A 22,786-nucleotide genomic window follows, 5' to 3' on the forward strand; every position below is an offset into this window, starting at 1 on the left:
AGTTCATGCCCGCCACCCTGCTCCACACCCACCGCGTCGAGAAGCCCTGGGGCCGTCACACGCTGTTCCCCGGTTTCGAGGATGCCGCGCCCGGCGGCGACCCGATCGGCGAGGTCTGGTTCCAGCAGCCGGGCGACACCAGCCCGGACCTGCTCATCAAATACCTGTTCACCAGCCAGAAGCTGTCGGTGCAGGTGCATCCCGACGACGAGGAGGCGCACAAGCGCGGCCTGCCGCGTGGCAAGGACGAATGCTGGACGATCCTGAAGGCCGAACCCGATTCGACGATCGCGCTGGGGCCGAAGCAGGCGATGACCGCGGACCAGCTCCGCGCCGACGCGCAGGACGGATCGATCGAGGCCGATCTCGACTGGGTGCCGGTGAAGGCAGGCGATTTTTATTATGCGCCGTCGGGTACGATCCACGCGATCGGTGGCGGCCTGACCCTGATCGAGGTGCAGCAGAATTCGGAGACGACCTATCGCCTGTACGATTACGGCAGCGACCGGGAACTGCATCTGGACGACGGCGTCGCGGTCGCGCACCTGACGCCGTACCGGGCGATCACCTCGCCGGGGAAGGTCGCGGGCGACCGCACGCTCCTCGTCGAAGGGCCGAAGTTCGTGCTGGAACGCTGGAGCGGCGGCGAGCATGCGGTTGATCTGGGCGGCCACACCGCATGGATCGTCCCGATTGCGGGCACCGGATCGGTTGCGGGCGTCGCGTTCAAGGCGGGCGAGTGCGCGACCGTGACGGGCGCGGAGACGATCGCGCTGGCGGACGGCGCGGATGTCCTGTTCGCCTACCCGGGCACCACCCGCCTCTAGTTCAGCAGGCTGTCGATCCAGGCGGGCACGAGGAGGCTCGCCGGACCATGCCGGCTCTGCGCGAAGGACGCGGAGCCGGCGGACGGTTCCAGGTTCAACTCCAGCGTATCCGCGCCATAATGGTCGGCCAGCTGGACGAACCCCGCCGCCGGATAGACCGCACCGGACGTGCCGATCGACACGAACAGGTCGCACGCCGCCAGCGCCGCCTCGATCGCCTCCATATGATAGGGCATCTCCCCGAAGAACACGATGTCGGGCCGTAGCGCCGGCGCGCCGCAGGCGACGCAGACGCTGCCCGGCGGCAGGTCGCCGTCATGCTCGCTACGGGCCTCGCACCGGGCGCAGAGCGCCGACCGCAATTCGCCGTGGATGTGCAACAGTCGCCGCGCTCCCGCGCGTTCGTGCAGATCGTCGACATTCTGCGTGACGATCAGCAGGTCGCCCGGCCATGCCGCATCCAGCCGGGCGAGCGCGAGATGGGCGGCGTTCGGCTCCACCGTCGCCAGCGCCGCCCGACGCGCATCGTAGAAGCGGTGGACGAGTTCGGGGTCCCGCGCCAGCGCCTGTGGCGTGCAGACATCCTCGACCCGGTGCCCCTCCCACAGCCCGCCGGGACCGCGAAAGGTGGCGAGCCCGGATTCGGCGGAGATGCCGGCGCCGGTAAGGACGACGATGGCGGGTGTGGCGGTCATTCCCTTCGAATAGGCCAGCGGCGCGGCGGGCGAAAGCCGCCGCGCCGTCCGTCGTTCAGCCTACGGTGATACCGACGACGCGCCACATGCCGCCTTCGTGGACGAGGGACACGGTTTCCAGCGCGTCGGCCTTGTTGGCGAAGCTGGTGCGGAACTTCACCACTTCGTAGCCGGAGGGCGGCGCGGGCAGATTCTCTTGACTGACGAAGGTGCGCGACACCAGTGCGCCGAGCGGCACGCGGACCTTACGCGATACCGTCGCCCAAACGTCGGCGGTGTTCAGATCGCGAAACGCCGCGCCCGTGGCCTTGTAGCTCTCGTCCCATTTCCCCTGGTCGACCAGCACCAGCCAGCGCCGTGCCGAGTCCACGACCTCGGCATCGACAGCGTCGCTCGATGCGGTGGGTGTCTGCGGCGCGACGACGGCGGCATGGGGCAGGGCGGTCATGGCCAGCAGGCCGAGAAAGAGCGTCATGACAAGGACTCCGATGATGATCCGGGATCGGAGAGGTATCCGCCCCGCGCCGACGATCGGCGCGGTACTCCGATCCGCCCGATGCCGGTCCGCGTCGTCCCCGATTTCCGTGTCCGTCGATAAATCGGGCGTTGGTTGCCCCTCGATGTCCAGCAGCAGGCGCGCGGCTTCGCGGCTGCTCGATACCGACATCTTGCGCCGTGCCTCCCGCAGGCGTTCGTTGATCGTATGTACGGACAGGTCGAGGCTGCGTGCGACCGACTTGGCGTCGTGGCCGCGGACGATCAGACGAAGCGTCTGCTTTTCCTTTTCGGTCAGCGCCGCGGCACCGTCTCTCACCTTCATGTCCATATCATGCCGTCGGTATGGCGGGGCGATCGACGCAGCCACCCCCAATTATTTGTAGGTCGGGACGCGGGTCGCGTCCGGGTGTAGGCATCGTTACCGCGCGGTTCTCTCCAGCCGGCGGGGGTCGATCACGACGTGGCGGATACGGGTCCGGTTGTGGGTGTAGGTGACATGGACCAGCCCGTCGCGCGTCTGGATCACCGCCGGATAGGCATAGCCGTCCGGCAAGGGTTTGTCCTCCAGCGTCAGTACGTTGCGCCAGCGCACACCGTCGTTGGACAGGCCGATATTGAGCGGCCATCGCGGCCCGTCGCCGGGGCGGTCGGGTGCATGGGCGGCATGGTTGTAGACGATCAGGTGCCGGCCATCGCGCAGCGTAACCGCATCGGTGCCGGCATTGGGATTGGGCAGATCGATTGCGGCCAGTGGCGACCAGCTACGCCCCGCATCGCGTGACCAGCTCATCGCCAGCGCCCCCTGCCGCGTGCGGGCGACCAGTTCCAGGCGACCGTCGGGATACGACAGGATGCTCGGCTGGATCGCCTCGATGTGCATCGGCGATGCGATGGCGTCGCCCACCTGCCAGCTTCGCCCGCGATCGGTGCTGCGTTCGATGCGCAGCGACCAGCGATTGTCGGCGGCGCTGCCCTCTTCGCGGCTCGACGGCGACAGCCATCTGCCGTCCGGCAATTCGACCGGCTTGTTCTTGATCGGCCCCAGCACACCGTCGGCCAGTCGGCGTGGCCGGCTCCAGTGCCGCCCGCCGTCGACGGAGGTGATGACCATGCCCCACCAGTCGCGCGGATCGGGTCCGGCCTTGTAGAACAGGTGCAGTTCGCCGCCGGACGGCTGGAACAGCACCGGGTTCCAGGTCGGATATCGCCGCCCATCCGGCATCATCCCGTCCGCTACCGCGACGGGCCGGTCCCAGGTCCCCGCCCCCCGCCGCGCGAACCAGATGCGGACGTCCGGTCGGCTTTCCCCGGACCCGCCGAACCACGCCGCGGCCAACGCGCCATCCGGCAGTTCCACGATCGTGGAGGCGTGCGCCTGCGGATAGGGCGGCGCGGTATCGATGAACTCGGACAGCAGGATCGGCGAGCGCGTCGCCGCCCCACCGGCCGATGCCGTCACGGCGGTGGTCGCGACGACCAGTGCCCCGCAAAGCAGACCGGTCAGCCGCCGACGGCTGTCCCGCCTCAACGCACCGTCGTCCGCTCGCCGTCCAGCTCGGTCGCTTCCCGCACGACCTCGATCGAGTCGCCGGTGTCGCGCATCTCGTACAGTTTGCCGCGCGCGTTGTTGAACGGGCGGTGCAGGACCATCATCAGCGTTCCGTCGAACCGCCGGAAGAGCATCCCGTGGCCGCTGTCGGCGCGGACCAGCGGCGGCAATTGCTCCCACGGTCCCTCGATCCCGCCGGATTTCGACCGGGCGAGGCTCTGGACATAGCCGTTCTGGTCGTAGCTGGACCACAGCATCAGCAATGTGCCGGTCCGCGTCCGGAACAGCTCCGGTCCATCGGTGACGTAGTTGCTCGTGCCGTCGGGCTGTTTGTCGCCCTTCGCCCACGGCGCGTCGGAGGCGCGGAACAACAGGCGCGGCGGGCCGGCCGCGGACAGATCGTCCTTCAGCGGCATCGCCTCGATCGTGCCGTCGCCGACCTGCACCCATTCGTGCGCATAGACGAGCCACGGCTTGCCCTTCGCGTCGACGAACAGCGTGCCGTCCAGCGTCATGATCGACCGGTTGACGATCGGCTCGCCGTTTCGCACCAGCGCGAACGGGCCGCCCGGCCGATCGGCCACCGCCAGGATCGTGCTGCGCCGCACCGGCTTTCGCGCGCCCGCCACCGGTAGCGGCATGGCATCGTTGTAGAAGGTCGCGAACAGATACCAGCGACCTTGCCAGCGGTGCACCTCCGGCGCCCACGCGCCGTCGTTCGCCCAGCCGCCCGGCGGCAGCGCGAAGACCATGTGCGGCCGGCTCCAGTGCTTCAGGTCACGGCTGGTATAGGCCATGATGCCCAGCCGCGCGTCACCGGTCATGCGCCGTTCGTTGCGGGTGAACAGATGATAGGTGCCGCTGGCGCGGTCGGCGACGATCCATGGGTCGTGCAGCGGCATCGCCGGCAGGCGCAGCGGCGCTTTGACAGCCGGGGCGGGTCGCACGGACCGTGTGGCGGGCTGCGCCGCCGGCCCGTCGGTGCTGCCGAGCACCGCGGCCGCCGTGAGGACGATCGATGCCAACGCCTTCACCGCGTCAATCCCACTGTTCGTTCATCTGCGACCGGATCACCCCCTTCAGGGCAGCGGTGACGCGTTCGTGACCCGGCGGCGTCAGGGCGGCGGCGGTGCCGGCGCGTGTAACCAGCCCCTCCGCCTCCAGCGCACGCAGCCACCGCTCGACCCCCGTAAGCGGGATGGTGGTCGATGCGGCCAGGCTGCGGAAGCCGACCGGACCCGTGTCGTGCGCCACGAACAGCGCGAGCAGGATATCCAGCGTGGGTTCGTGCGTCAGATCGACCGACAGGGCCTGTTGCAAGGCGCGACGCGCGCCGATGATCCTGCGTGCGACGGCGATGAGGTCGCCACGGGCCAGTATCGCATCCGTGCTCCAGCGCGGCGGATCGAGCTCGTCCAGTTTCCCCAAGACATTTCCCCTGTTGCCGGCCGTTGGATCGGCCCTTTGTCGTCCACTTCCTACCGTGGCGGCCGTGATGGCCGCGTGGTGTACCGACGATGGGTAACCGCTGTCGCCGTAGAGGCAACCCCTGATTCCATTGGCGGATTTTCCCGGGGCTCGATACATCGGCTCTCGATTGGCCGACGGGTGACAGGCGCCGCGATCGAGGCGTGGCGGCCGGCCACGATCCGTGGCATGGCCGCGCCATGACCCCGCTCACTCCGCCGCTTCGCGTCCCGCATCGATGACCGGGGTGGGCATCTATGGCAGTTCGGGGCGAATGGGCCGGGCGATCGCGGATGCGCTGACGGAGGCGGGCGCGGTGCTGGCCGGCGGGGCGGATGCGCGGGACGATCCGGCGCCGCTGGCGCGCACGGCCGATGTGCTGGTCGACTTTTCGACCGCATCGGCGCTCGATGCGCATCTCGACGCGGCGGTGGCGGCGGGGACGCCGATCGTGATCGGCACCACCGGGCTGTCGGGCGCGCAGCACATGGCGATCGATGCGGCGGCGCAGACCATCGCCGTGCTCCAGACGGGGAATACCTCGCTCGGCGTCACGCTGCTGGCGATGCTGGTGCGGGATGCGGCGGCGCGGCTGGGTCCCGACTGGGATATCGAGATCGTCGAGATGCACCACCGTCACAAGGTCGATGCCCCATCCGGCACCGCGCTGTTGCTGGGCGAGGCGGCGGCGGCGGGGCGGGGGAGCAGCCTGTCCGAACTGCGGGTCGACGACCGCGTCGGACTGACCGGGGCGCGATCCGAAGGAACGATCGGGCTGGCGGCGCTGCGCGGCGGGTCGGTGGTCGGCGACCACAGCGTGATCCTGGCGACCGAGGGCGAGCGGGTCGAATTGTCGCATTTCGCGCAGGATCGCTCGATCTTCGCGCGCGGCGCGGTGCGGGCGGCCGTGTGGCTCGCCGGCCAGCCCGCCGGGCGGTATCGGATGGGCGACGTGCTGGGGCTGTAGCCGCGATGAAGCGCGCCGACGTCGTCGAATTCTACCGCCGGCTGGCGGAGGCCGATCCGCATCCCGAGACGGAGCTCGAATTCCGTAATCCCTTCACGCTGGTGGTCGCGGTGGCGCTGTCGGCGCAGGCGACCGATGCGTCGGTGAACAGGGCGACGCGCGCGCTGTTTGCGGAGGTCGACACGCCGGCGAAGATGCTCGCGCTCGGCGAGGAGGGGCTGAAGCGGCATATCCGCACGATCGGGCTGTTCAATACCAAGGCGAAGAACGTCATCGCGCTGTCGCGGATGTTGATCGACGATTTCGGGGGCGAGGTGCCGGCGGATCGCGACGCGCTGGAACGGCTGCCCGGCGTCGGGCGCAAGACCGCCAACGTGGTGATGAACGTCGCCTTTGGCGCGGAAACCTTCGCCGTCGACACCCATATCTTCCGGGTCAGCAACCGCACCCGCCTGGCCCCCGGCAAAACCCCCCTGGCGGTCGAGCTGAAGCTGGACAAGGCGACGCCACAGCCGTTCCGCCTGCACGCGCATCACTGGCTGATCCTGCACGGTCGCTACATCTGCAAGGCGCGCAAACCCGAATGCTGGCGCTGTCCGGTGATCGACCTGTGCCCCTTCAAACCCAAGACGCCGCCGCCGAAGACGCCGTGACATGCGCGAAGGGGCTGGCGGAGCCGAACGCGCTTTGCTAGGCGCATCGCTTCCAGGCACCCGTAGCTCAGCTGGATAGAGCGCTGCCCTCCGAAGGCAGAGGCCACTGGTTCGAATCCAGTCGGGTGCACCAGACCTTACATGGTCCGGCTTTTCAATGTTCCGATCACACCGTGCAGATGCGCACTGCCTCCCGGAGGGCGGGCAGCGGGTCGCCTGTGGGTACGAACTCGTGTGCGAAATAGCCCTGGAAGCTCAGATCGGCGATACCGCGCGCGACCCCGTGCCAGTTGACCTCCTGCGTATCGTTCAGCTCGTGCCGGCCGGGAACGCCGCCGGTATGGAAATGCCCGATCCACTTCAGGTTCTTGCGGATCGTGTCGATCAGATCGCCCTCCATGATCTGCATATGGTAGATATCGTAGAGCAGCTTCACGCGGGGTGAGTTCACCTGCTCCATCACGCGCGCGCCCCATTCGGTGTGATCGGCCATGTAGTCGGCGTGGTTGACCTTGCTGTTCAACAGTTCGACGCAGATCGTGACGTTGTTGTCTTCGGCGATGCGCTTCACCCGGTTCAGGCCGGCGACGGTATTGGCCGCACCCTCTTCGTCCGACATGCCGCGGCGATTGCCGGAAAAAGCGATGACGTTGGGCACGTCGGCTTTCGCCGCCTGGGGGATGCCGATGCGGAAGGCCGCCTCGATCGCGGCGTGATTCTCACGCCGGTTCAGGCCATCGGCGATCGTCATGTTTTCCGCCGCATAGCCCATCGTACAGCGCAGGCCGTGCTTGCGCGGCACGGCATAGTCGGCGGGTTGTAGCAGATCGATACCCTGCAGACCGATCTTGGCGGCAAAAGCGCAGAGATCGTCGAGCGGGATCTTCTCGTAGCACCAGCGGCTGACCGATTGCTTCAGCCGACCCGCAGGGGGTGCGGCGGCGCACCCCGCGGACGGAGCGACCGCGGCCGTAGCGGCGAGGGAGAGGGTGGAGCCGATGACCTGTCGCCGTGTAAACATGCAGGCACGGTACCGCAGTCGGCGGCCAGCGCAAGGCGCACCGGTGCCTTCGCCGGCTATACGCGTTATCCAGCACCGATGACGCAGCCCGAAATCCTGATGCCGGCCCTGATGCCCGGCAGTATCGTCGACGCGCTGGAGGCGCGTTTCACGCTCCATCGCCTGTGGGAGCAGCCTGATCCCGACGCCTTTCTCGCCGGAGCGGCCCCGCACATCCGGGGCGTTGCAGCGAACACGCTTGCCGGCCGGATCGACACGAATTGGTTCGACCGTCTGCCCGCGCTGGAAATCGTCGCCAGTTTCGGTGTCGGCTACGACAATGTCGATGCCAGGGCGGCGGCGGCGCGCGGTATCGTCGTCACCAACACGCCCGGCGTGCTCGACGACGAGGTCGCCGATCTGACGATCGGACTCTTGCTGGCGACGCTTCGCGGCATCCCTCAAGCGGATCGCTTCGTTCGGGAGGGACGCTGGCCGGAGGGGCCGTTCCCGCTGTCGCCGACGCTGCGCGGACGCACGGTCGGCATCATCGGTCTCGGTGCGATCGGCAAGGCAGTGGCGCGGCGGCTGGAGGGATTCGACGTGCCGGTCGCCTATCACGGTCGCAGCCGGCAGCCCGACATCCCCTATACCTATCACCCGACCCCGGTCGCGCTGGCGGCGGCGGTCGACGTGCTGATCGCGATCGTTCCGGGCGGCGACGCGACACGGCATCTGATCGACCGCGACGTGCTGGCCGCGCTGGGGCCACAAGGTGTCCTCATCAACGTCGCGCGCGGGTCCGTGGTCGATCAGCCGGCGCTGATCGCGGCGCTGAAGGAGGGGACGATCCTGGCTGCGGGACTCGATGTCTTCGCCGACGAGCCGCATGTCCCGTCCGAGCTTCGCGTGATGCCCCGGGTCGTGCTGCTGCCGCATATCGGCTCCGCATCTGAACGGACGCGCGCCGCGATGGGGGCGCTCGTCGTCGACAATCTCGTCGCATGGTTCGACACGGGTCGCCCGATCTCGCCCGTTCCGGAATGCGACCGTCTGCCCTGATCGGCGGCTCGTGGCTCCCCTCCGGTTCGACCTGACAGGGCCGCATCGGCGTGATAGCCACCGGGCATGTTCGCGCAGTTCCTCACACCGGCCTATCTGCCGTTCGCGATCGCCTTCGTCGTGATGATCGGTATCGGCCTGATCGAAGCGATCGGGCTGGGGCTGGGACACGTTGACGCCGATATCGGGGCGGATGTGCAGGGGGGCGTTCTCGACTGGCTCGGGCTCGGCGGAGAATTGCCGATCCTGATCTGGCTGACCTCACTGCTCGGCTGTTTCACGCTGGCGGGCCTCGTCATCCAGCAGGGTGCGAGCGGCGTGACCGGCGCGCCGCTGGCATGGCCGCTGGCCTGCGGTGGCGCGGCAGTGGCGGGCGTGCTGATGAACACGCTGGCCGCCAATGGACTCGCGCGGATCATGCCGGGGTTCGAGACGACGGTGATCTCGACCGACGACCTGCTGCGCCGCCGCGGTACGGTGACGGAAGGGGTCGCGCGGCGAGGCATGCCGGCGCGGGCGAAAGTGGTCGACGGGCACGGGCAGGCGCACTTCATTCTCGTCGAACCCCATGACGACGCCGACGCGATCGCGGCGGGCGAATCCATCCTGCTGGTTCGCCGCGAACGGGCGTTGTTCTTCGGCGTGCCGGATACGAAAAGCCTTCTTCGATCGATCTGACTGACATCAAACCATAGGCCCGGGGGGACCTCAACATGCCTGCATCGTTGCTCAATATCCTGATCTACGCCGGGATCATCCTGTTCGCGCTGGTCGTGATCGGCATCATCCTGACGCGCCTCTACCGCCGCGCGACCAAGGACGTCGCACTGATCCGGACCGGATTCGGTGGCGAAAAGGTGGTGCTGAACGGGGGCATCATGGTGATCCCGGTGCTGCACGAGTTGATGCAGGTCCGCCTGACGACCGTGAAGCTGGAAGTGTCGCGCCTCAACAAGGATGCGCTCATCACGCTCGACAAGCTGCGTGTCGACGTCGTCGGCCTGTTCCATATCAAGGTAAAACCCGATGCCGGGTCGATCGCCGCCGCGGCGCAGACGCTGGGCGATTCGGTGAACAGCCCCGACGCGGTGAAGTCGCTGCTGGACGGCAAGCTCGTCTCGGCGCTGCGATCGGTCGCCGCGACGATGACGATGGAGCATCTGCACGCCAACCGCGCCGACTTTATCCAGAAGGTTCAGGAAGCGCTGATGACCGATCTGGACATGAACGGCTTCCAGCTCGAATCGGTCAGCATCACCCATTTCGACCAGACCGCGTTCGAGCATTTCAACGAGAACAACGCCTTCGATGCCGAGGGGCTGACGGTGCTGACCCGCACGATCGAGGAGCGGAAGAAGATCCGTAACGACATCGTCGCCACCAATCGGGTGGAGATCGAACAGCGCAATCTGGAGGCGAACAACCAGTCGCTGGAGATCGCTCAGGCCGCCGAGCAGGCGCGGCTGACGCAGGAGCAGACGCTGTCCGCCCGCCGCGCCGAACAGGCGACCGCGATCGCGACGGCCGAGGCCGAACAGACCCGCCTCGCCGAGATCGCCCGGATCACCGCGATGCAGGCGCAGACGGTCGCGCAGACCGAGGCCGACAAGGTCATCAAGACCGCGACGATCGCCCGTGACGGCGCGATCCAGACCGCGACGATCGAGCGTGACCGGACGATCGAGATCGCCCGCATCACGACGGCGGTCCAGACCGCGCAGAAGTCTGAAGAGGAATCGACTGCCACGGCCGCCGCCAACGAAGCCCGCGCGCTGGCCGTTCGTGCGGAAGAGAGCGTCGCCACCGCCAAGGCGACGGAGATCGCCAATCGCAACAAGAACGTCGCCGTCATCGCCGCCACGCAGCGCGCGCAGGAAGAAGCGGTCGGCATCACCGTCGCCGCCTCTGCGGAGAAGGAAGCCGCGGAAGCGCGCGCAGTCGCGTTGAGGACCGAAGCGACGGCCGAAGCCGACGCGGAGAAGGCGCGCGCCGAGGGGCGCGAAGCCGCGTTCAAGGTCGATGCGGCGGGTCAGGCGTCGCTCAATGAGGCCACCAACCTGCTCAACGACGCCCAGACCGCGTTGCTGGTGCGCAAGGCGATGCTGGAGGCCCTGCCGGCGATTATCGCCGCGGCATCCAAGCCGATCGAGAATATCGACAAGATCAGTATCCTCGACGCACGGGGTCTGCACGGCGACGGGGGTCAGGATGCGGCGGCGGGTGCGGGGCAGGGCAACCTCGCCGACGCTGCCGTCGCCGCGGCGATGCGCTACCGCGTCGGAGGACCGCTCATCGATGGGTTGTTGGCCGAACTCGGCATGTCCGGTGGTTCGCTGAACGGAATGCTCTCGGGCAGCGGCGTGCAGGTCACGTCCGCCCATGCCGAGCCGAAGGGACCGGCGACGCCCGCGGCGCGTGTGCCAAACGGCAGCGCGAATGCCGGAATCCTCGATGGTCGATCGGCCTGAAGCCACCGCCGATCCGACCCGTGCTCCCTGCTATCGCGTCTACCACGACGGCAGGCGGCCCCGGGCTTCAACCCGGTGCGCGGCGGACGCATCGAGGCAGCCCGCGGGCATACGCCTGCGGACCCGCAAGCCTGACTACCCTGTCCGGATTGAAACTGTCCGGAATGAACCCGATCGTTCCGGAATGTCGTCGCATCGGGAATGGTGGAGCCGAGGGGGATCGAACCCCTGACCTCTGCAATGCCATTGCAGCGCTCTCCCAGCTGAGCTACGGCCCCATTTCCGTGCGGGAGGCAGCCCACTAGCGGGCCGCCGAAGGCTTGGCAAGCGGCGTTTCCGCCACTTGCCAAATCACCTCGAAATCAGTGCTCGTCGTCGTTCGTCGGGGCTTCGACGCCCAGATCGTCGTCGCCACCCAGATCGACTTCGTCATCGGCGGAGGGCTCTTCGTCCTCGCCGGTGATCGCCTCGATATCCTCCTCGTCGCCTTCCAGGTCCGCATCGGGCTTGGCAGCGTCGGGCTTGGCCACTTCGAATGCGAGCGGCTGCTTGGATTTCAGGATGGGTTCGGGTTCCCAGCCATACCCGCAGTTGATGCAGGTGACGGGGTCGTCCTTGGTGAGGTCGTAGAAACGCGTCGCGCATTTCGGGCACGTGCGCTTCGTGCCCCATTCCGGCTTAATCATGCCGTACCGTGCCTTTCGGATTGGGAGTTCGACAGGGTTCCCCCCGCGAAGTGGGGCGCGCCTTGCCATAGCGTGGCCCGACTGTCAAAGCGCCGCGCCTATGTCGCACTCACCATCCCAGCCGCTGACACTCGTCGCCACAGGTCCCTTGACCGGGCGCGTGACGGTGCCGGGGGACAAGTCGATCAGTCATCGGTCTCTGATGCTGTCGGCGCTGGCGGTGGGCGAAAGCCGGGTCGAGGGATTGCTGGAGGGTGAGGACGTCCTCGCCACCGCTGCTGCGATGCGGGCGATGGGTGCGGACATCGCGCGGGGCGAGGACGGCGTCTGGACGATCCACGGCGTCGGCGTCGGCGGGCTGCTGCAACCGGCGAACGTGCTCGACATGGGCAACTCGGGCACGTCGACGCGGTTGTTGATGGGACTGGTCGCGAGCCATCCGATCACCGCTACGTTCGTCGGCGACGCATCGCTGTCGAAGCGACCGATGGGGCGCGTGATCGAGCCGCTGATGAGCATGGGTGCGGCGGTGACGGCGTCGCCCGGCGGGCGGTTGCCGCTCATGCTGCGCGGGATCTGCCCGGCGGTGCCGATCACCTACACGCTGCCGGTTGCATCGGCGCAGGTGAAGTCCGCGATCCTGCTCGCCGGCCTCAACACGCCCGGCATAACGCGCGTGATCGAGCCGATCGCGACGCGCGACCATTCGGAGCGGATGCTGGCCGGGTTCGGCGCGAGGCTGACGGTCGAGCCGTCGCCGGCGGGGCGCGTCATCTCCCTCCACGGCGAGGCGGAATTGACGCCGCAGCAGATCGTCGTCCCCGGCGATCCTTCGTCGGCGGCGTTCTGGCTGGTCGCGGCGAGCATCGTGCCGGGATCGGACGTCACCGTCGCCAATGTCGGGCTGAACCCGACGCGCACCGGCCTGATCGCGGCGTTGCGGCTGATGGGCGCCGATATCGAGGAACTGGACGCGCGCACCGTCGGCGGCGAGCCGGTCGCCGACCTGCGCGTGCGCCACGCGGCCCTTTCGGCGATCGAGGTGCCGCCCGACCTCGCGCCCAGCATGATCGACGAATATCCTGCGCTGTTCGTCGCGGCGGCCTTCGCTTCCGGGCGAACGGTGGCGCGAGGCGCGCACGAGTTGCGCGTCAAGGAATCGGATCGGATCGCGGCGATGAAAGCGGCGCTGGAAGCGTGTGGCGTGGTCTGCGACGAGTTCGAGGACGGGCTGGCGGTGCAGGGTTCCGGTGGCGAACCGATCGCCGGCGATGCGACGATCGAGACCCATCTCGACCATCGCATCGCGATGAGCATGGCGGTGGCGGGACTGCATGCGCGCAAGGCGGTGACGATCGGCGACGCCAGCCCGATCGCGACCAGCTATCCCGGGTTCGTGGGCATCGCCACTGCGCTAGGGGCCGAGGTGATCGGTTGAGAGTGGATCGGCGCCAGTTCGTTGCCGGCCTTGCCGCGCTCGCCGCGGCACCGGGCCGGGCGCGGGGGCCTGCGCGCTATCCCAAGCCGGATCGCGAGGCGATGGTGGCGGTCGAGGGTGGCCGCATCTACGTCCGCGTCAACGGCGATCTTCGGGGGCCGAAGCCGCCGGTCGTCTTCCTGCACGGCGGGCCGGGGGGGACGCACGGCGCGTATCTGGATGCGCTGGCGCTGGCGGACGAGCGCGCGGTGATCCTGTACGACCAGCTCGATTCGGGCCGGTCGGACCGACCGGATGATCCAGGGAACTGGCGGGTGTCGCGGTTCGTCGATGAACTCGATACGATGGCGCGGACGCTGGGTGTTGGGCGCTGGCATGTCGTCGGACATAGCTGGGGCGGGACGGTCGCGCTGGAATATGGGGCCCGCCGTCCTGATGTGTTGTCCAGCCTGATCCTCGCCAGCCCGCTGATTTCCACGCGCAGCTGGATCGCGGATGCCGATATGTTGCGGCGCGAACTGCCTGCCGATGTCCGGGAAGAACTGATCCGGTGCGACGCGCTGCCCGCGCCGCAGCCGGTGAGTTGCGAAACGGCAACGGGGGCGTTCTACGCGGCTTATAACGGCCGCGAGCCGGCCGGCGAGGGACACAAGGCGTATCGTTCGCAGTCGGGCCGCGGCTTCAATCTGAAGCTGTACGAAGCGATGTGGGGCCGTAGCGAATTCGTTTCGACCGGCAGCCTGAAGAACTACGATGGCGAGCCGTTGCTCGCGAAGCTGGACGGCGCACGAACGCTGTTCGTCGGCGGCCAGTATGACGAGGCGCGGCCGGGCACGCTGGCGGGGTTCGCCGCGCGCGTACCGGGCGCGGAGTGGGCGGTGGTACCGGGTGCCGCCCACGGCATCTTCACCGATCGCCCGGACGAATCGGTCGCGTTGTTGCGCGGCTGGATGCAAAGGCACGACACATGATCATCGCGGTCGACGGCCCCGCCGCTTCGGGCAAGGGCACCATCGCCAGGGCATTGGCCCGGCATTACGGCCTGCCGCATCTCGACACCGGGCTGCTGTATCGCGCGGTGGCGTTCACCGTCCGCCGGCTGGAACTGGACCCGACGCGGGAGGCGGATGCGGTCGCGGCCTGCGATTTCGACGACCTGACGCTGGCCGACCCGGCGTTGCGCGACGACGATGTCGGGCAACTCGCCTCGATCGTGTCGGCGCATCCGCTGGTTCGCGCATCGTTGCTCCAGCGGCAGCGGCGCTTCGCCAATCAGGACGGCGGTGCGGTGCTGGACGGGCGCGACATCGGCACCGTGATCGCGCCGGATGCGGACGCCAAGCTGTTCGTGAAGGCGACCCCGCAAATCCGCGCGCGTCGCCGCCACACCGAACTCCAGTCGCGCGGGGATACCACCAGTTTCGACCGGGTGCTCGCCGACATCCGCGTGCGCGACGCGCGGGACAGCGGTCGCGACGCCGCGCCGCTCATCATGGCGAGCGATGCCGCGCTGCTCGACACCACCTTCCTGTCGATCGAGGAGTCGATCCGTCGCGCGACCGTGCTGGTCGATGCCGCGTTCGCCGCGAAGGCGCGCGCAACAGAGTAGCGGGCAAGGCCGCGCGACCTTGCCGGCAAGCCGTTTTTGCGCTATCCGGCCCTGTCCGGCGGGCTGTGCTCGCGGAGGTCGGCGCGGAGGCATGTCCTCCTGCGCCCTTTTCGCATAGCCGCGAATCTCCTCCGCCTGCATCGGTTCGCGCGGATGCCGTGGCGGCATGGGGTCGTCGCGGCGTTCAGGCCAAGACCAGCGGAACCAACCGCTTGGCCGGAAACAGACCGAGGAATACGCTTTTTCATGGCAACCCAGGTTCAGCCCACACGCGACGATTTCGCGGCGATGCTCGATGACATGTTCGGCGGCGCCGACAGTTTCGAGGGTCGCGTCGTCCACGGCACCGTCACCGCGATCGAAAACGACATGGCCGTCATCGACGTCGGTCTGAAGTCGGAAGGCCGCGTGCCGCTTCGCGAATTCGCGCCCGCCCCCGGCCAGAAGGCCGAGCTGAAGGTCGGTGACGAAGTCGAGGTTTACGTCGACCGCGTCGAGAACATGCACGGCGAGGCGATGCTGTCGCGCGACCGCGCCCGTCGCGAAGCCGCCTGGGACAAGCTGGAAGTCGAGTTCGCCAAGTCGGCGCGGGTCGAGGGCACGATATTCGGCCGCGTCAAGGGCGGCTTCACCGTCGACCTGTCGGGTGCCGTCGCGTTCTTGCCGGGTTCGCAGGTCGATATCCGCCCCGTTCGTGACGTCACGCCGCTGATGGACATCCCCCAGCCGTTCCAGATCCTGAAGATGGACCGCAAGCGCGGCAACATCGTCGTGTCGCGTCGCGCCGTGCTCGAAGAGACCCGCGCCGAGCAGCGTTCGGGCCTGATCCAGAGCCTGGCCGAGGGTCAGATCATCGACGGCGTCGTCAAGAACATCACCGATTACGGTGCGTTCGTCGACCTGGGCGGCATCGACGGCCTGCTGCACGTCACCGATCTCAGCTACAAGCGCGTCAATCACCCGTCCGAGATGATCAACATCGGCGACACGGTGAAGGTGCAGATCATCCGCATCAACAAGGACACGCAACGCATCTCGCTCGGGATGAAGCAGCTCGAGAGCGATCCGTGGGACGGCGCATCGGCGAAGTATCCGATCGGTGCCAAGCTGTCCGGCCGCGTCACGAACATCACCGAATATGGTGCCTTCGTCGAGCTGGAGCCTGGCATCGAGGGTCTGGTCCACGTGTCCGAAATGTCCTGGACCAAGAAGAACGTCCATCCGGGCAAGATTGTCTCGACCTCGCAGGAAGTCGAAGTCGTCGTGCTCGAGGTCGATCAGGACAAGCGCCGCATCTCGCTGGGCCTGAAGCAGGCGCAGAACAATCCGTGGGAGGCGTTCGCGTCGGCCCATCCGATCGGTTCGACCGTCGAGGGCGAAGTCAAGAACGCCACCGAGTTCGGCCTGTTCATCGGTCTGGACAACGATGTCGACGGCATGGTCCACATGTCGGATATCGCATGGGGCGTGTCGGGTGAGGATGCACTGGCGCTGCATCGCAAGGGCGAAACCGTTCAGGCGGTCGTGCTCGACATCGATCCCGAGAAGGAGCGTATCTCGCTCGGCATGAAGCAGCTGGAGCGTGGTGGCCCGGCCGCCGGCGGCACCACCGCAGCGGGCGATCGCCTGAACAAGAACGCGGTTGTCACCGTGACCGTGCTGGAGGTTCGCGATGCGGGTCTCGAAGTGCAGCAGGGCGACGACGGGGCGACCGGCTTCATCAAGCGTACCGATCTGGGACGCGACCGCGACGAGCAGCGCCCGGAGCGCTTCCAGGTCGGTCAGAAGTTCGACGCGATGGTCACCGGCTTCGATCGTTCGAAGAAGCCCACCTTCTCCGTCAAGGCGATGCAGATTGCCGAGGAAAAGCAGGCGGTTGCACAGTACGGCTCTTCGGATTCCGGCGCTTCGCTCGGCGACATTCTGGGTGCGGCCCTGAAGGCGCAGAACGAAAAGAAGTAAGCATTCCGCAATATGTAAGACAATTAGGCCGGGAGCGATCCCGGCCTTTTTTTGTGGTAAATTTTTGTAAAACGCTCTTTTCCCCGCGCAAGTTGACTTGTATCAACATCTTCAACTCAGCCGCCGGGGGGTGGAAGCACCGTGATTCGTTCCGAACTAGTTCAAAGACTTACTGACGCTCACAGGGATTTGACGCCCCGTGAGGTCGAACTCATCGTGTCGACGTTCTTCAACGAGATTACCGATCGTCTCGCCGCGGGCGGACGCGTGGAGATCCGTGGTTTCGGCGCTTTTTCAACGCGTTCGCGTGATGCCCGGACGGGGCGTAATCCCAGAACCGGTGAATCGGTGGATGTCGACGCAAAGCGCGTTCCATATTTCAAACCGGGCAAGGAAATGCGCGCACGCCTCAACGTGTGAGCGCCAGCATTTTTCTTTCGGCCGGATTGCAATCGATGTCTGCTCAGACATATTGCCGACCAAGCGACGTGCCGGTCCGGCCGTGCGTAAAACAGGAACGTGTCAGTGGCTCGCTGGATGATCGCGCCCGTTGCGCTTGACTGGCTGCCACGACTGCGCTTCGTGGCGGGTCATGCGGGCGTGGCGGAATCGGTAGACGCTGCCGACTTAAAATCGGTTTCCTGATGGAGTGCGGGTTCGATTCCCGCCGTCCGCACCATTCCGTCCGGCGACGGCGACGGGTCATGCCCGGTCCTGCCGACAGGGTGAAACGCCGTCTCGGACATTGGTCTGCTGACGCTCGCCCGGCGGTCAACGAACGGAATTTGCCGACGTCAGAGCAGCGATGGCCACTCCAGCGCGAGCAGGCGCCGTTTGACCTCTATCCCGCCAGCGAATCCGGTCAGTCCGCCATTTGCGCCAACGACCCGGTGGCATGGTATGACGATCGAGATCGGATTGCGGCCGTTCGCCGCGCCCACGGCGCGCGCGGCCATGGGGCTGCCGATCCGCCCGGCGATCTCGACATAGCTTCTCGTCTCGCCGAACGGGATGGCCAGCAATTCCTGCCAGACGCGCTGCTGGAATGTGGTTCCCGTCGGGCGCACGGGCAAATCGAAGACACGACGTCGACCGCCGAAATATTCGGTCAACTGTGCCATCGCCTGCTTCAGTACGGGATGGTCGTCCCGCGCAACCATGGGCGGCAGCCGGACGCGGGCCGGGGGGTCGTCGGGCCACGTGATCGCCCGCAGCCAATCTCCGGCCGCCACCAGCGTCAGCGTTCCGACCGGCGAGTCGAACATGGCGCAGTATGGCACGTCCCCGGGCGTCATGCGGAAACCCTAGGATCGATGACGGGGAGCAGCCAGCCGGATCTGCGTGGAGATACGGTTCGATGACGGTGATCGACGCGCATCAGCATTTCTGGTCGCTTGGCCTTCCCGATCATCACTGGCCCGGTCCCGACCTGCCGCCGATCTATCGCGACGTTCTGCCGGAGGAATTCCGGGCGATCATCGATCCGCGCGTAGCCGGGACGGTGCTGGTGCAGTCTCAGGCGAACGACGGCGATACGGACTGGTTGCTGAGCATTGCGAACGCCGAACCGATGGTGCTCGGCGTCGTCGGCTGGGTCGATCTCGCATCGGCCTCGGCGCCGGATCGCATCGCCGCACTGGCGGGTCAGCCCCGGCTTCGGGGCCTGCGCGCTATGCTGGAATGTATTCCCGAGGTCGACTGGCTGATGGAAGAGGCATTGACGCCGGCACTGCAGGCGATCGTGTCGCATGATCTCAGCCTCGACGTGCTGGTGGGGCCACGGCATCTGCCGATGCTCGCCCGCTTCGTCGACCGCTGGCCCGATTTGCGGGTGGTGATCGACCACGGTGCCAAGCCCTTCACCGCGCCCGAGCGATGGGGCGCATGGAAGGCCGATATCGCGGTGCTGGCGCGGCAGGGGGTACACTGCAAATTATCGGCGCTGCGGGTGGCGGGACAGCCGGATGCGGCGCTCCGGCCCACCGTCCTGCATCTGGTCGAACAGTTTTCCGATCGCCTCATGTGGGCCAGTGACTGGCCGGTCCTGACCCTGGTGGGGGAGGACCAGGGCGGCTGGCTGGACAGCGCGATCCGAATGTCGGGCCTATCCGGCGCTGCGCTGGACCAGCTTCTCGCCGGCTGTGCGCGGCGATTCTACGCCCTTGGCGGGTGACGATCGGGCCTGTTCAACCGTATCGCTGCAAGCGCCTCATATTCCGACAAAATCGTTTGCACGAACTTGGTCCGGGACGGTAATCGATACCGATCCATATCGGGGTTCGGGACGGCGATGATCGTTGGGCGGGGATGATTGTAAAACGGGCCCTCGGTGCCACCGGTCTATCGGTCAGCAGCATCGGACTGGGCGGTGCCGTCATGGGCAATCTGTATCGCAGCATCCCCGAGGAAATCGCCACCCGCACGCTGACGACCGCGCTGGATGCCGGTATCCGTTACATCGACACCGCACCGCATTATGGTCGCGGTCTCAGCGAGAAACGGATCGGGGATGTCGTTCGCGACCGGCCGGACGTGGTCCTGTCGACCAAGGTCGGTCGACTATTGGTGTCCGACATCGCGATCCCGCGCGAAAATGGCGGCGTGACCGATGGCTTCCATTCGCCGATGCCGTTCCGGGGTATCTATGACTACAGCCGCGACGGCGTGCTGCGATCGTGGGAGCAGAGCCTGCAACGGCTTGGCGTCGCACGGGTCGACCTCCTTTATATTCACGACATCGGCGAGCGTCAGCATGGCGACGATCACGAGCGGATCTGGCGGCAACTGACCCGCGGCGGCGGCTTGACCGCTCTGGAGGAATTGCGCGCCGCCGGCGAAATCAAGGGCTATGGCCTGGGCGTCAACGAAATCCCGTCCTGCCTGCGATTGCTGGCGGAAACACAGCTCGACGTGATCCTGCTGGCGGGCCGCTATACCCTGCTGGAACAGGACGCGCTCGACGCGCTCTTCCCGGCTTGTGGGAAGACCGGCACACCCGTCGTGATCGGCGGCCCGTACAATTCCGGGATATTGGCGCAAGGGACGTTGTCGACCGCGCCGGTGACCTATGATTATGCGCCTGCCCCGACCGCGATCGTGGAGCGCGTGGCGCGGATCGAGGCGATCGCCGGCGACCATCGGGTGCCGCTCGCCGCCGCGGCATTGCAGTTGCCGCTGGCTCATCCGCAGGTGGCGAGCGTCATCCCCGGGCTGGGCGATTGCCGGGAGGTCGCGGCGACGATGACGCTGCTCGCCGCGCCGATCCCGGCGGAGTTCTGGCAGGACCTGATCGCCGCCGGCCTGCTGCATCCCGAATGTCCGCTGCCCAAGGCGGCCTGACGTCCGGCGCGATCAGCGCACCCAGCGATGTTCCCTGAACCATTTGGTGATGATGTACTTCACGCCGGCGACGACCGGCATGCCTTCGTGGATGGTCGCCTCGTTCGGCATGCCCTCCGCGTTCATGTTGTTCCACGTCAACAACATGCCGCGTTTCGGCGCGACCTTTATCCCGGCCTGCGGAAACCACGTCGCGCCGCCATCCTCGACATCGTTGAGATAGATCATCGCCGTCCAGGTTCGCTGCCCGCCCTCACGCTGCATTCGCTCCCAATAGCTTTCGCTTTCGTGGAAATAATCATGATGCGCACGGAATTGCTGGCCGGGGGCGTAACGCTGCCCCTGCATCGTCTCGCCATGGTCTGGATCGATCCCGAGTAACGCGGCGATCGCCTCGTCGATCGGCTGCACGTCCGGTGACCAGCGGTCCATGTCACAACTGTCGGAGGTGCGGAAACCCTGATCGTTGCGATCGGACAACAGGGTGGACGGCCGGCGATTGGCATCGATCATCGCGACCATCCGCGCGCAGGTAGCCGCATCCAGGAAGTCATGATGGAAATACACCTGGGCGGCGTCGACCGGCGCGCGCACCAGCGCGGGATCGGCATCGAGGCGGCGACCGACCTGGATGCCCACCTGACGACGGCCGAGCGCGGCGGGAGAAGGCTTCGAAGCAGTCTTGCGGGCGAAGAAACTCATGCGCGCTTTTCCGCCGATCCGGCGGGCAAAGGCAAGACCCGGCGGACGTCCCGCCGGGCCTGTCGTGTCGATTACCAGAAGATGCCGTACACCGCATCGACGACCTGGCCGGAGTCGAGATCGACGAGGAGCGCATCGTCATAATATCGTACCCACCGATACTGGCCATAGGCGTCGGGCAGGCGATAGCTCCACGGATCGGCGATCCAGTAATTCTGTCCCCAAAGCTGCGGAGCGAGGCTGAGGCCAATCGACAGCCGGCGATAGCTGTTCCACCCATATGGTGCGTAATAACGGGGCAGGCGGTACGCGTTGCGGTTCACGCTGCGATAGCGGGTCCAGTCGTACCGGTTCTCCGACCGCCAACCACGATTCCAGGCCCGGCGGTCCTCGAACCGGCTGCGATCATAGGACTGGCCGCGCCAGCCATTGTTGTCGCCATAGCCGTAGCCATAGGTCCGGCGCTGCTGATCGCGCCGTCGGTCGTCGCGATCCCAGTTGCGGCGATCGTCATTGCGGCGATCATTGTCACGGGCATCATCGCGGCGTTCGTCCTCCCGCCAATCCCGCCGGGGCTGATCGGGGCGAGCCTGAGCGGCCTCCAGCCGGTCGCGGCGTGGCCGATCCGGCCCCTGCCGATCCTGCCCCTGCCGGCCCTGCCACCCATTGCGGTCGTCATCGCGACGCGGATAGCGCTGGTCCATGCCGTCGCGGTTGCCCCCGCGGTTGCCACGATCAGCGCGCCGCTCGGGGCGGGGCTGGTCGGGACCCGCCTCCCGAAGTTGCGGTGCCGGGCGCGGCTGCGGGCGCGCTTCGTCACGGGGTGCGTCCTCGCGACGCCCCCTATCCATCTGGCTCCGATCCGTCTGGTCCCGAACCATCCGGGCACCCATGTCGGCGCGTATCCGGGCGACGTCGCCGCGACTCTGGCGACCGACATTGCCGTCGAGCTGACCTTCCTGCGCGGCAGCGGCGACGGGGATCAGCGTGGTCGCCATCAGCAGTGCCGAGATCCAGTTCCTCATGTCGTTCGTCCCGAACCACCGGCGCACGAGCCGGTCCCTATGATGGACGGGATGTGCCATTCGCACGGCGAATGGAAGCTGAACCCGATCGTCAGCGATCCGACAGCTTCGGCGGCACCAGGGCTGGAACCACACGCGCGGCATCGGCGGGATCGATGCCGGGCCGCGCGCCGGCCGAGATCACTTCTTCGCCGCGAGCCGCCCTTGCCGCGCGGCCGATCGCCTCGATCAGGCGCGGATAGATACCGCAGCGGCAGAGATTGGTGATCGCGCCACGGATCGCAGCCTCGTCCGGATCGGGATTGCGCCGGAGCAATATCGATGCTGCCATGACGATGCCGGGTACGCAAAAGCCGCATTGCACAACATTGTCCGCCAGAAATGCGAGTTGCAGCGGATGGCTACGCTCTCGCGACAGCCCCTCGATCGTGGTGACGTAGGTGCCCTCCGCCTCGGCGATCGTCATGCGGCAGGAGCGCACCGCACGGCCGTCGACATCGACGGTGCAGGCTCCGCAATGGCCGCTGCCGCAGCCATATTTCGTCCCCGTCAGATTGGACGCGTCGCGCAACGCCCAGAGCAACGGCGTCGCCGGATCGAGGCGGTATTCGACGGCCTGGTTGTTGACGGTGAAGCGGGTCATCCCGCGCGATCATAGAACGTCGGTGTCCCGAGCGAAATGGTCCCCGGACATTGAGACGACGTCCGAGGCGCGTCGCACAAGCAACGGATTGTATATGTTTTGACGTGCTCCCCAGAAACTCTGCCAATTTGAGCTAGAGTCCGCCTTCGCGAGGAGACGGAAGTGAAGAAGACGAGGTTCAGCGAGGAGCAGATCA

The 22,786-nt window shown here is 67.0% G+C and carries 24 protein-coding genes and 3 tRNA genes; 15 read left to right on the plus strand and 12 right to left on the minus strand.

What is annotated here, in order from left to right; genetic code table 11:
- Nucleotides 1-5: 5 nt before the first annotated feature.
- On the plus strand, nucleotides 6-827 hold the full coding sequence (locus ASG07_RS15270; RefSeq protein ID WP_055848730.1) for a class I mannose-6-phosphate isomerase: 822 nt from the start codon (nucleotides 6-8) through the stop codon (nucleotides 825-827).
- Here the strand turns inward: ASG07_RS15270 and ASG07_RS15275 are convergent.
- From ASG07_RS15275 to ASG07_RS15295, 5 genes are all read right to left on the minus strand, one after another.
- Nucleotides 824-1,522 carry an NAD-dependent deacylase gene (locus ASG07_RS15275; RefSeq protein WP_055848733.1) on the minus strand — a complete coding sequence of 233 codons (699 nt, stop codon included), beginning with the start codon at nucleotides 1,520-1,522 and terminating at the stop codon, nucleotides 824-826. The two genes, ASG07_RS15270 and ASG07_RS15275, sit on opposite strands and share 4 nt — an antisense overlap.
- A gap of 55 nt (nucleotides 1,523-1,577) precedes the next feature.
- Complete coding sequence (locus tag ASG07_RS15280; RefSeq protein WP_055848736.1) at nucleotides 1,578-2,348, minus strand: helix-turn-helix domain-containing protein; 771 nt, start codon at nucleotides 2,346-2,348, stop codon at nucleotides 1,578-1,580.
- Nucleotides 2,349-2,438: 90 nt separating this feature from the next.
- Nucleotides 2,439-3,548 carry a sialidase family protein gene (locus ASG07_RS15285; RefSeq protein ID WP_236694734.1) on the minus strand — a complete coding sequence of 370 codons (1,110 nt, stop codon included), beginning with the start codon at nucleotides 3,546-3,548 and terminating at the stop codon, nucleotides 2,439-2,441.
- The gene (locus ASG07_RS15290; protein WP_236694735.1) at nucleotides 3,545-4,603 is read right to left on the minus strand and encodes a glycoside hydrolase family 43 protein; all 1,059 of its coding nucleotides are present in this window, start codon (nucleotides 4,601-4,603) and stop codon (nucleotides 3,545-3,547) included. Before ASG07_RS15290 ends, ASG07_RS15285 begins: the two co-directional genes overlap by 4 nt.
- Nucleotides 4,604-4,607: 4 nt before the next feature.
- Entirely contained in the window at nucleotides 4,608-4,997 is a 390-nt protein-coding gene (locus ASG07_RS15295) for a hypothetical protein (protein ID WP_055848741.1), read from the minus strand.
- Nucleotides 4,998-5,274: 277 nt separating this feature from the next.
- Here ASG07_RS15295 and dapB point away from each other — a divergent pair, with 277 nt between their 5' ends.
- The 3 genes from dapB to ASG07_RS15310 all read left to right on the plus strand — a co-directional run bounded on the left by dapB (nucleotide 5,275) and on the right by ASG07_RS15310 (nucleotide 6,789).
- Nucleotides 5,275-6,003 carry a 4-hydroxy-tetrahydrodipicolinate reductase gene (gene dapB / locus ASG07_RS15300; protein ID WP_055848744.1) on the plus strand — a complete coding sequence of 243 codons (729 nt, stop codon included), beginning with the start codon at nucleotides 5,275-5,277 and terminating at the stop codon, nucleotides 6,001-6,003.
- Nucleotides 6,004-6,008: 5 nt separating this feature from the next.
- On the plus strand, nucleotides 6,009-6,656 hold the full coding sequence (nth, locus tag ASG07_RS15305) for an endonuclease III (protein WP_055848746.1): 648 nt from the start codon (nucleotides 6,009-6,011) through the stop codon (nucleotides 6,654-6,656).
- A gap of 56 nt (nucleotides 6,657-6,712) precedes the next feature.
- A tRNA-Arg gene (locus tag ASG07_RS15310) sits at nucleotides 6,713-6,789 on the plus strand.
- Nucleotides 6,790-6,822: 33 nt separating this feature from the next.
- On the opposite strand, the gene ASG07_RS15315 is transcribed toward ASG07_RS15310, so the two are convergent.
- Entirely contained in the window at nucleotides 6,823-7,677 is an 855-nt protein-coding gene (locus ASG07_RS15315; RefSeq protein ID WP_055848749.1) for a hydroxypyruvate isomerase family protein, read from the minus strand.
- A 78-nt stretch (nucleotides 7,678-7,755) separates the two neighbouring features.
- Between ASG07_RS15315 and ASG07_RS15320 the strand changes: the two genes are divergently transcribed.
- The 3 genes from ASG07_RS15320 (at nucleotide 7,756) to ASG07_RS15330 (ending at nucleotide 11,186) form a co-directional block, all read left to right on the plus strand.
- A complete protein-coding gene (locus tag ASG07_RS15320; RefSeq protein ID WP_055848752.1) occupies nucleotides 7,756-8,718 on the plus strand; it encodes a 2-hydroxyacid dehydrogenase in 963 nt (320 codons plus the stop codon).
- 66 nt (nucleotides 8,719-8,784) lie between these two features.
- Nucleotides 8,785-9,396 (plus strand): OB-fold-containig protein, encoded by a 612-nt coding sequence (locus ASG07_RS15325; protein ID WP_055848755.1) that lies wholly within the window; start codon nucleotides 8,785-8,787, stop codon nucleotides 9,394-9,396.
- Between the two features lie 35 nt (nucleotides 9,397-9,431).
- Nucleotides 9,432-11,186, plus strand: coding sequence for a flotillin family protein (locus ASG07_RS15330; protein ID WP_236694736.1), 1,755 nt, complete (start codon nucleotides 9,432-9,434; stop codon nucleotides 11,184-11,186).
- 202 nt (nucleotides 11,187-11,388) lie between these two features.
- Here the strand turns inward: ASG07_RS15330 and ASG07_RS15335 are convergent.
- Both ASG07_RS15335 and ASG07_RS15340 read right to left on the minus strand, forming a co-directional pair.
- Nucleotides 11,389-11,464: transfer RNA gene (locus tag ASG07_RS15335), tRNA-Ala, on the minus strand.
- An 84-nt stretch (nucleotides 11,465-11,548) separates the two neighbouring features.
- Entirely contained in the window at nucleotides 11,549-11,872 is a 324-nt protein-coding gene (locus ASG07_RS15340) for a TIGR02300 family protein (protein ID WP_055848758.1), read from the minus strand.
- 100 nt (nucleotides 11,873-11,972) lie between these two features.
- Here ASG07_RS15340 and aroA point away from each other — a divergent pair, with 100 nt between their 5' ends.
- The 6 genes from aroA to ASG07_RS15370 all read left to right on the plus strand — a co-directional run bounded on the left by aroA (nucleotide 11,973) and on the right by ASG07_RS15370 (nucleotide 17,560).
- Nucleotides 11,973-13,310 carry a 3-phosphoshikimate 1-carboxyvinyltransferase gene (gene aroA, locus ASG07_RS15345; RefSeq protein ID WP_055848761.1) on the plus strand — a complete coding sequence of 446 codons (1,338 nt, stop codon included), beginning with the start codon at nucleotides 11,973-11,975 and terminating at the stop codon, nucleotides 13,308-13,310.
- 2 nt (nucleotides 13,311-13,312) lie between these two features.
- Entirely contained in the window at nucleotides 13,313-14,281 is a 969-nt protein-coding gene (locus tag ASG07_RS15350) for a proline iminopeptidase-family hydrolase (protein WP_236694740.1), read from the plus strand.
- Complete coding sequence (gene cmk, locus ASG07_RS15355) at nucleotides 14,278-14,919, plus strand: (d)CMP kinase (RefSeq protein ID WP_055848770.1); 642 nt, start codon at nucleotides 14,278-14,280, stop codon at nucleotides 14,917-14,919. Before ASG07_RS15350 ends, cmk begins: the two co-directional genes overlap by 4 nt.
- A gap of 246 nt (nucleotides 14,920-15,165) precedes the next feature.
- Nucleotides 15,166-16,881, plus strand: a complete 1,716-nt coding sequence (gene rpsA, locus ASG07_RS15360) for a 30S ribosomal protein S1 (protein WP_055848772.1) — start codon at nucleotides 15,166-15,168, stop codon at nucleotides 16,879-16,881.
- A gap of 141 nt (nucleotides 16,882-17,022) precedes the next feature.
- Nucleotides 17,023-17,301, plus strand: a complete 279-nt coding sequence (ihfB, locus tag ASG07_RS15365) for an integration host factor subunit beta (protein ID WP_055848775.1) — start codon at nucleotides 17,023-17,025, stop codon at nucleotides 17,299-17,301.
- A 174-nt stretch (nucleotides 17,302-17,475) separates the two neighbouring features.
- Nucleotides 17,476-17,560 (plus strand) — tRNA-Leu (locus ASG07_RS15370).
- Between the two features lie 115 nt (nucleotides 17,561-17,675).
- On the opposite strand, the gene ASG07_RS15375 is transcribed toward ASG07_RS15370, so the two are convergent.
- A complete protein-coding gene (locus ASG07_RS15375) occupies nucleotides 17,676-18,146 on the minus strand; it encodes a methylated-DNA--[protein]-cysteine S-methyltransferase (RefSeq protein WP_055848778.1) in 471 nt (156 codons plus the stop codon).
- A gap of 92 nt (nucleotides 18,147-18,238) precedes the next feature.
- Here ASG07_RS15375 and ASG07_RS15380 point away from each other — a divergent pair, with 92 nt between their 5' ends.
- Nucleotides 18,239-19,054, plus strand: coding sequence for an amidohydrolase family protein (locus ASG07_RS15380; protein WP_055848781.1), 816 nt, complete (start codon nucleotides 18,239-18,241; stop codon nucleotides 19,052-19,054).
- Between the two features lie 134 nt (nucleotides 19,055-19,188).
- Nucleotides 19,189-20,220: an aldo/keto reductase gene (locus ASG07_RS15385; RefSeq protein WP_055848784.1), complete on the plus strand. Its 1,032-nt coding sequence runs from the start codon at nucleotides 19,189-19,191 to the stop codon at nucleotides 20,218-20,220.
- A 12-nt stretch (nucleotides 20,221-20,232) separates the two neighbouring features.
- On the opposite strand, the gene ASG07_RS15390 is transcribed toward ASG07_RS15385, so the two are convergent.
- The 3 genes from ASG07_RS15390 to ASG07_RS15400 form a co-directional block, all read right to left on the minus strand.
- Nucleotides 20,233-20,922 carry a prolyl hydroxylase family protein gene (locus ASG07_RS15390; protein ID WP_055848787.1) on the minus strand — a complete coding sequence of 230 codons (690 nt, stop codon included), beginning with the start codon at nucleotides 20,920-20,922 and terminating at the stop codon, nucleotides 20,233-20,235.
- Nucleotides 20,923-20,993: 71 nt separating this feature from the next.
- Nucleotides 20,994-21,947: an RcnB family protein gene (locus ASG07_RS15395; protein WP_082474862.1), complete on the minus strand. Its 954-nt coding sequence runs from the start codon at nucleotides 21,945-21,947 to the stop codon at nucleotides 20,994-20,996.
- Between the two features lie 91 nt (nucleotides 21,948-22,038).
- Nucleotides 22,039-22,590, minus strand: a complete 552-nt coding sequence (locus ASG07_RS15400; protein WP_055848794.1) for a (2Fe-2S)-binding protein — start codon at nucleotides 22,588-22,590, stop codon at nucleotides 22,039-22,041.
- Between the last annotated feature and the right edge of the window lie 196 nt (nucleotides 22,591-22,786).

It is taken from the genome of Sphingomonas sp. Leaf343 (assembly GCF_001423765.1).
GTDB lineage: Bacteria > Pseudomonadota > Alphaproteobacteria > Sphingomonadales > Sphingomonadaceae > Sphingomonas.

Bases quoted from the DNA above. Each gene is read 5' to 3' on its own strand.
- ASG07_RS15270 (WP_055848730.1), top strand. From the start codon at position 6: ATGCCCGCCACCCTGCTCCACACCCACCGCGTCGAGAAGCCCTGGGGC.
- ASG07_RS15275 (WP_055848733.1), bottom strand. From the start codon at position 1,522: ATGACCGCCACACCCGCCATCGTCGTCCTTACCGGCGCCGGCATCTCC.
- ASG07_RS15280 (WP_055848736.1), bottom strand. From the start codon at position 2,348: ATGGACATGAAGGTGAGAGACGGTGCCGCGGCGCTGACCGAAAAGGAA.
- dapB (WP_055848744.1), top strand. From the start codon at position 5,275: ATGACCGGGGTGGGCATCTATGGCAGTTCGGGGCGAATGGGCCGGGCG.
- nth (WP_055848746.1), top strand. From the start codon at position 6,009: ATGAAGCGCGCCGACGTCGTCGAATTCTACCGCCGGCTGGCGGAGGCC.
- ASG07_RS15315 (WP_055848749.1), bottom strand. From the start codon at position 7,677: ATGTTTACACGGCGACAGGTCATCGGCTCCACCCTCTCCCTCGCCGCT.
- ASG07_RS15320 (WP_055848752.1), top strand. From the start codon at position 7,756: ATGACGCAGCCCGAAATCCTGATGCCGGCCCTGATGCCCGGCAGTATC.
- ASG07_RS15325 (WP_055848755.1), top strand. From the start codon at position 8,785: ATGTTCGCGCAGTTCCTCACACCGGCCTATCTGCCGTTCGCGATCGCC.
- ASG07_RS15330 (WP_236694736.1), top strand. From the start codon at position 9,432: ATGCCTGCATCGTTGCTCAATATCCTGATCTACGCCGGGATCATCCTG.
- ASG07_RS15340 (WP_055848758.1), bottom strand. From the start codon at position 11,872: ATGATTAAGCCGGAATGGGGCACGAAGCGCACGTGCCCGAAATGCGCG.
- aroA (WP_055848761.1), top strand. From the start codon at position 11,973: ATGTCGCACTCACCATCCCAGCCGCTGACACTCGTCGCCACAGGTCCC.
- cmk (WP_055848770.1), top strand. From the start codon at position 14,278: ATGATCATCGCGGTCGACGGCCCCGCCGCTTCGGGCAAGGGCACCATC.
- rpsA (WP_055848772.1), top strand. From the start codon at position 15,166: ATGGCAACCCAGGTTCAGCCCACACGCGACGATTTCGCGGCGATGCTC.
- ASG07_RS15375 (WP_055848778.1), bottom strand. From the start codon at position 18,146: ATGTTCGACTCGCCGGTCGGAACGCTGACGCTGGTGGCGGCCGGAGAT.
- ASG07_RS15380 (WP_055848781.1), top strand. From the start codon at position 18,239: ATGACGGTGATCGACGCGCATCAGCATTTCTGGTCGCTTGGCCTTCCC.
- ASG07_RS15385 (WP_055848784.1), top strand. From the start codon at position 19,189: ATGATTGTAAAACGGGCCCTCGGTGCCACCGGTCTATCGGTCAGCAGC.
- ASG07_RS15390 (WP_055848787.1), bottom strand. From the start codon at position 20,922: ATGAGTTTCTTCGCCCGCAAGACTGCTTCGAAGCCTTCTCCCGCCGCG.
- ASG07_RS15395 (WP_082474862.1), bottom strand. From the start codon at position 21,947: ATGAGGAACTGGATCTCGGCACTGCTGATGGCGACCACGCTGATCCCC.
- ASG07_RS15400 (WP_055848794.1), bottom strand. From the start codon at position 22,590: ATGACCCGCTTCACCGTCAACAACCAGGCCGTCGAATACCGCCTCGAT.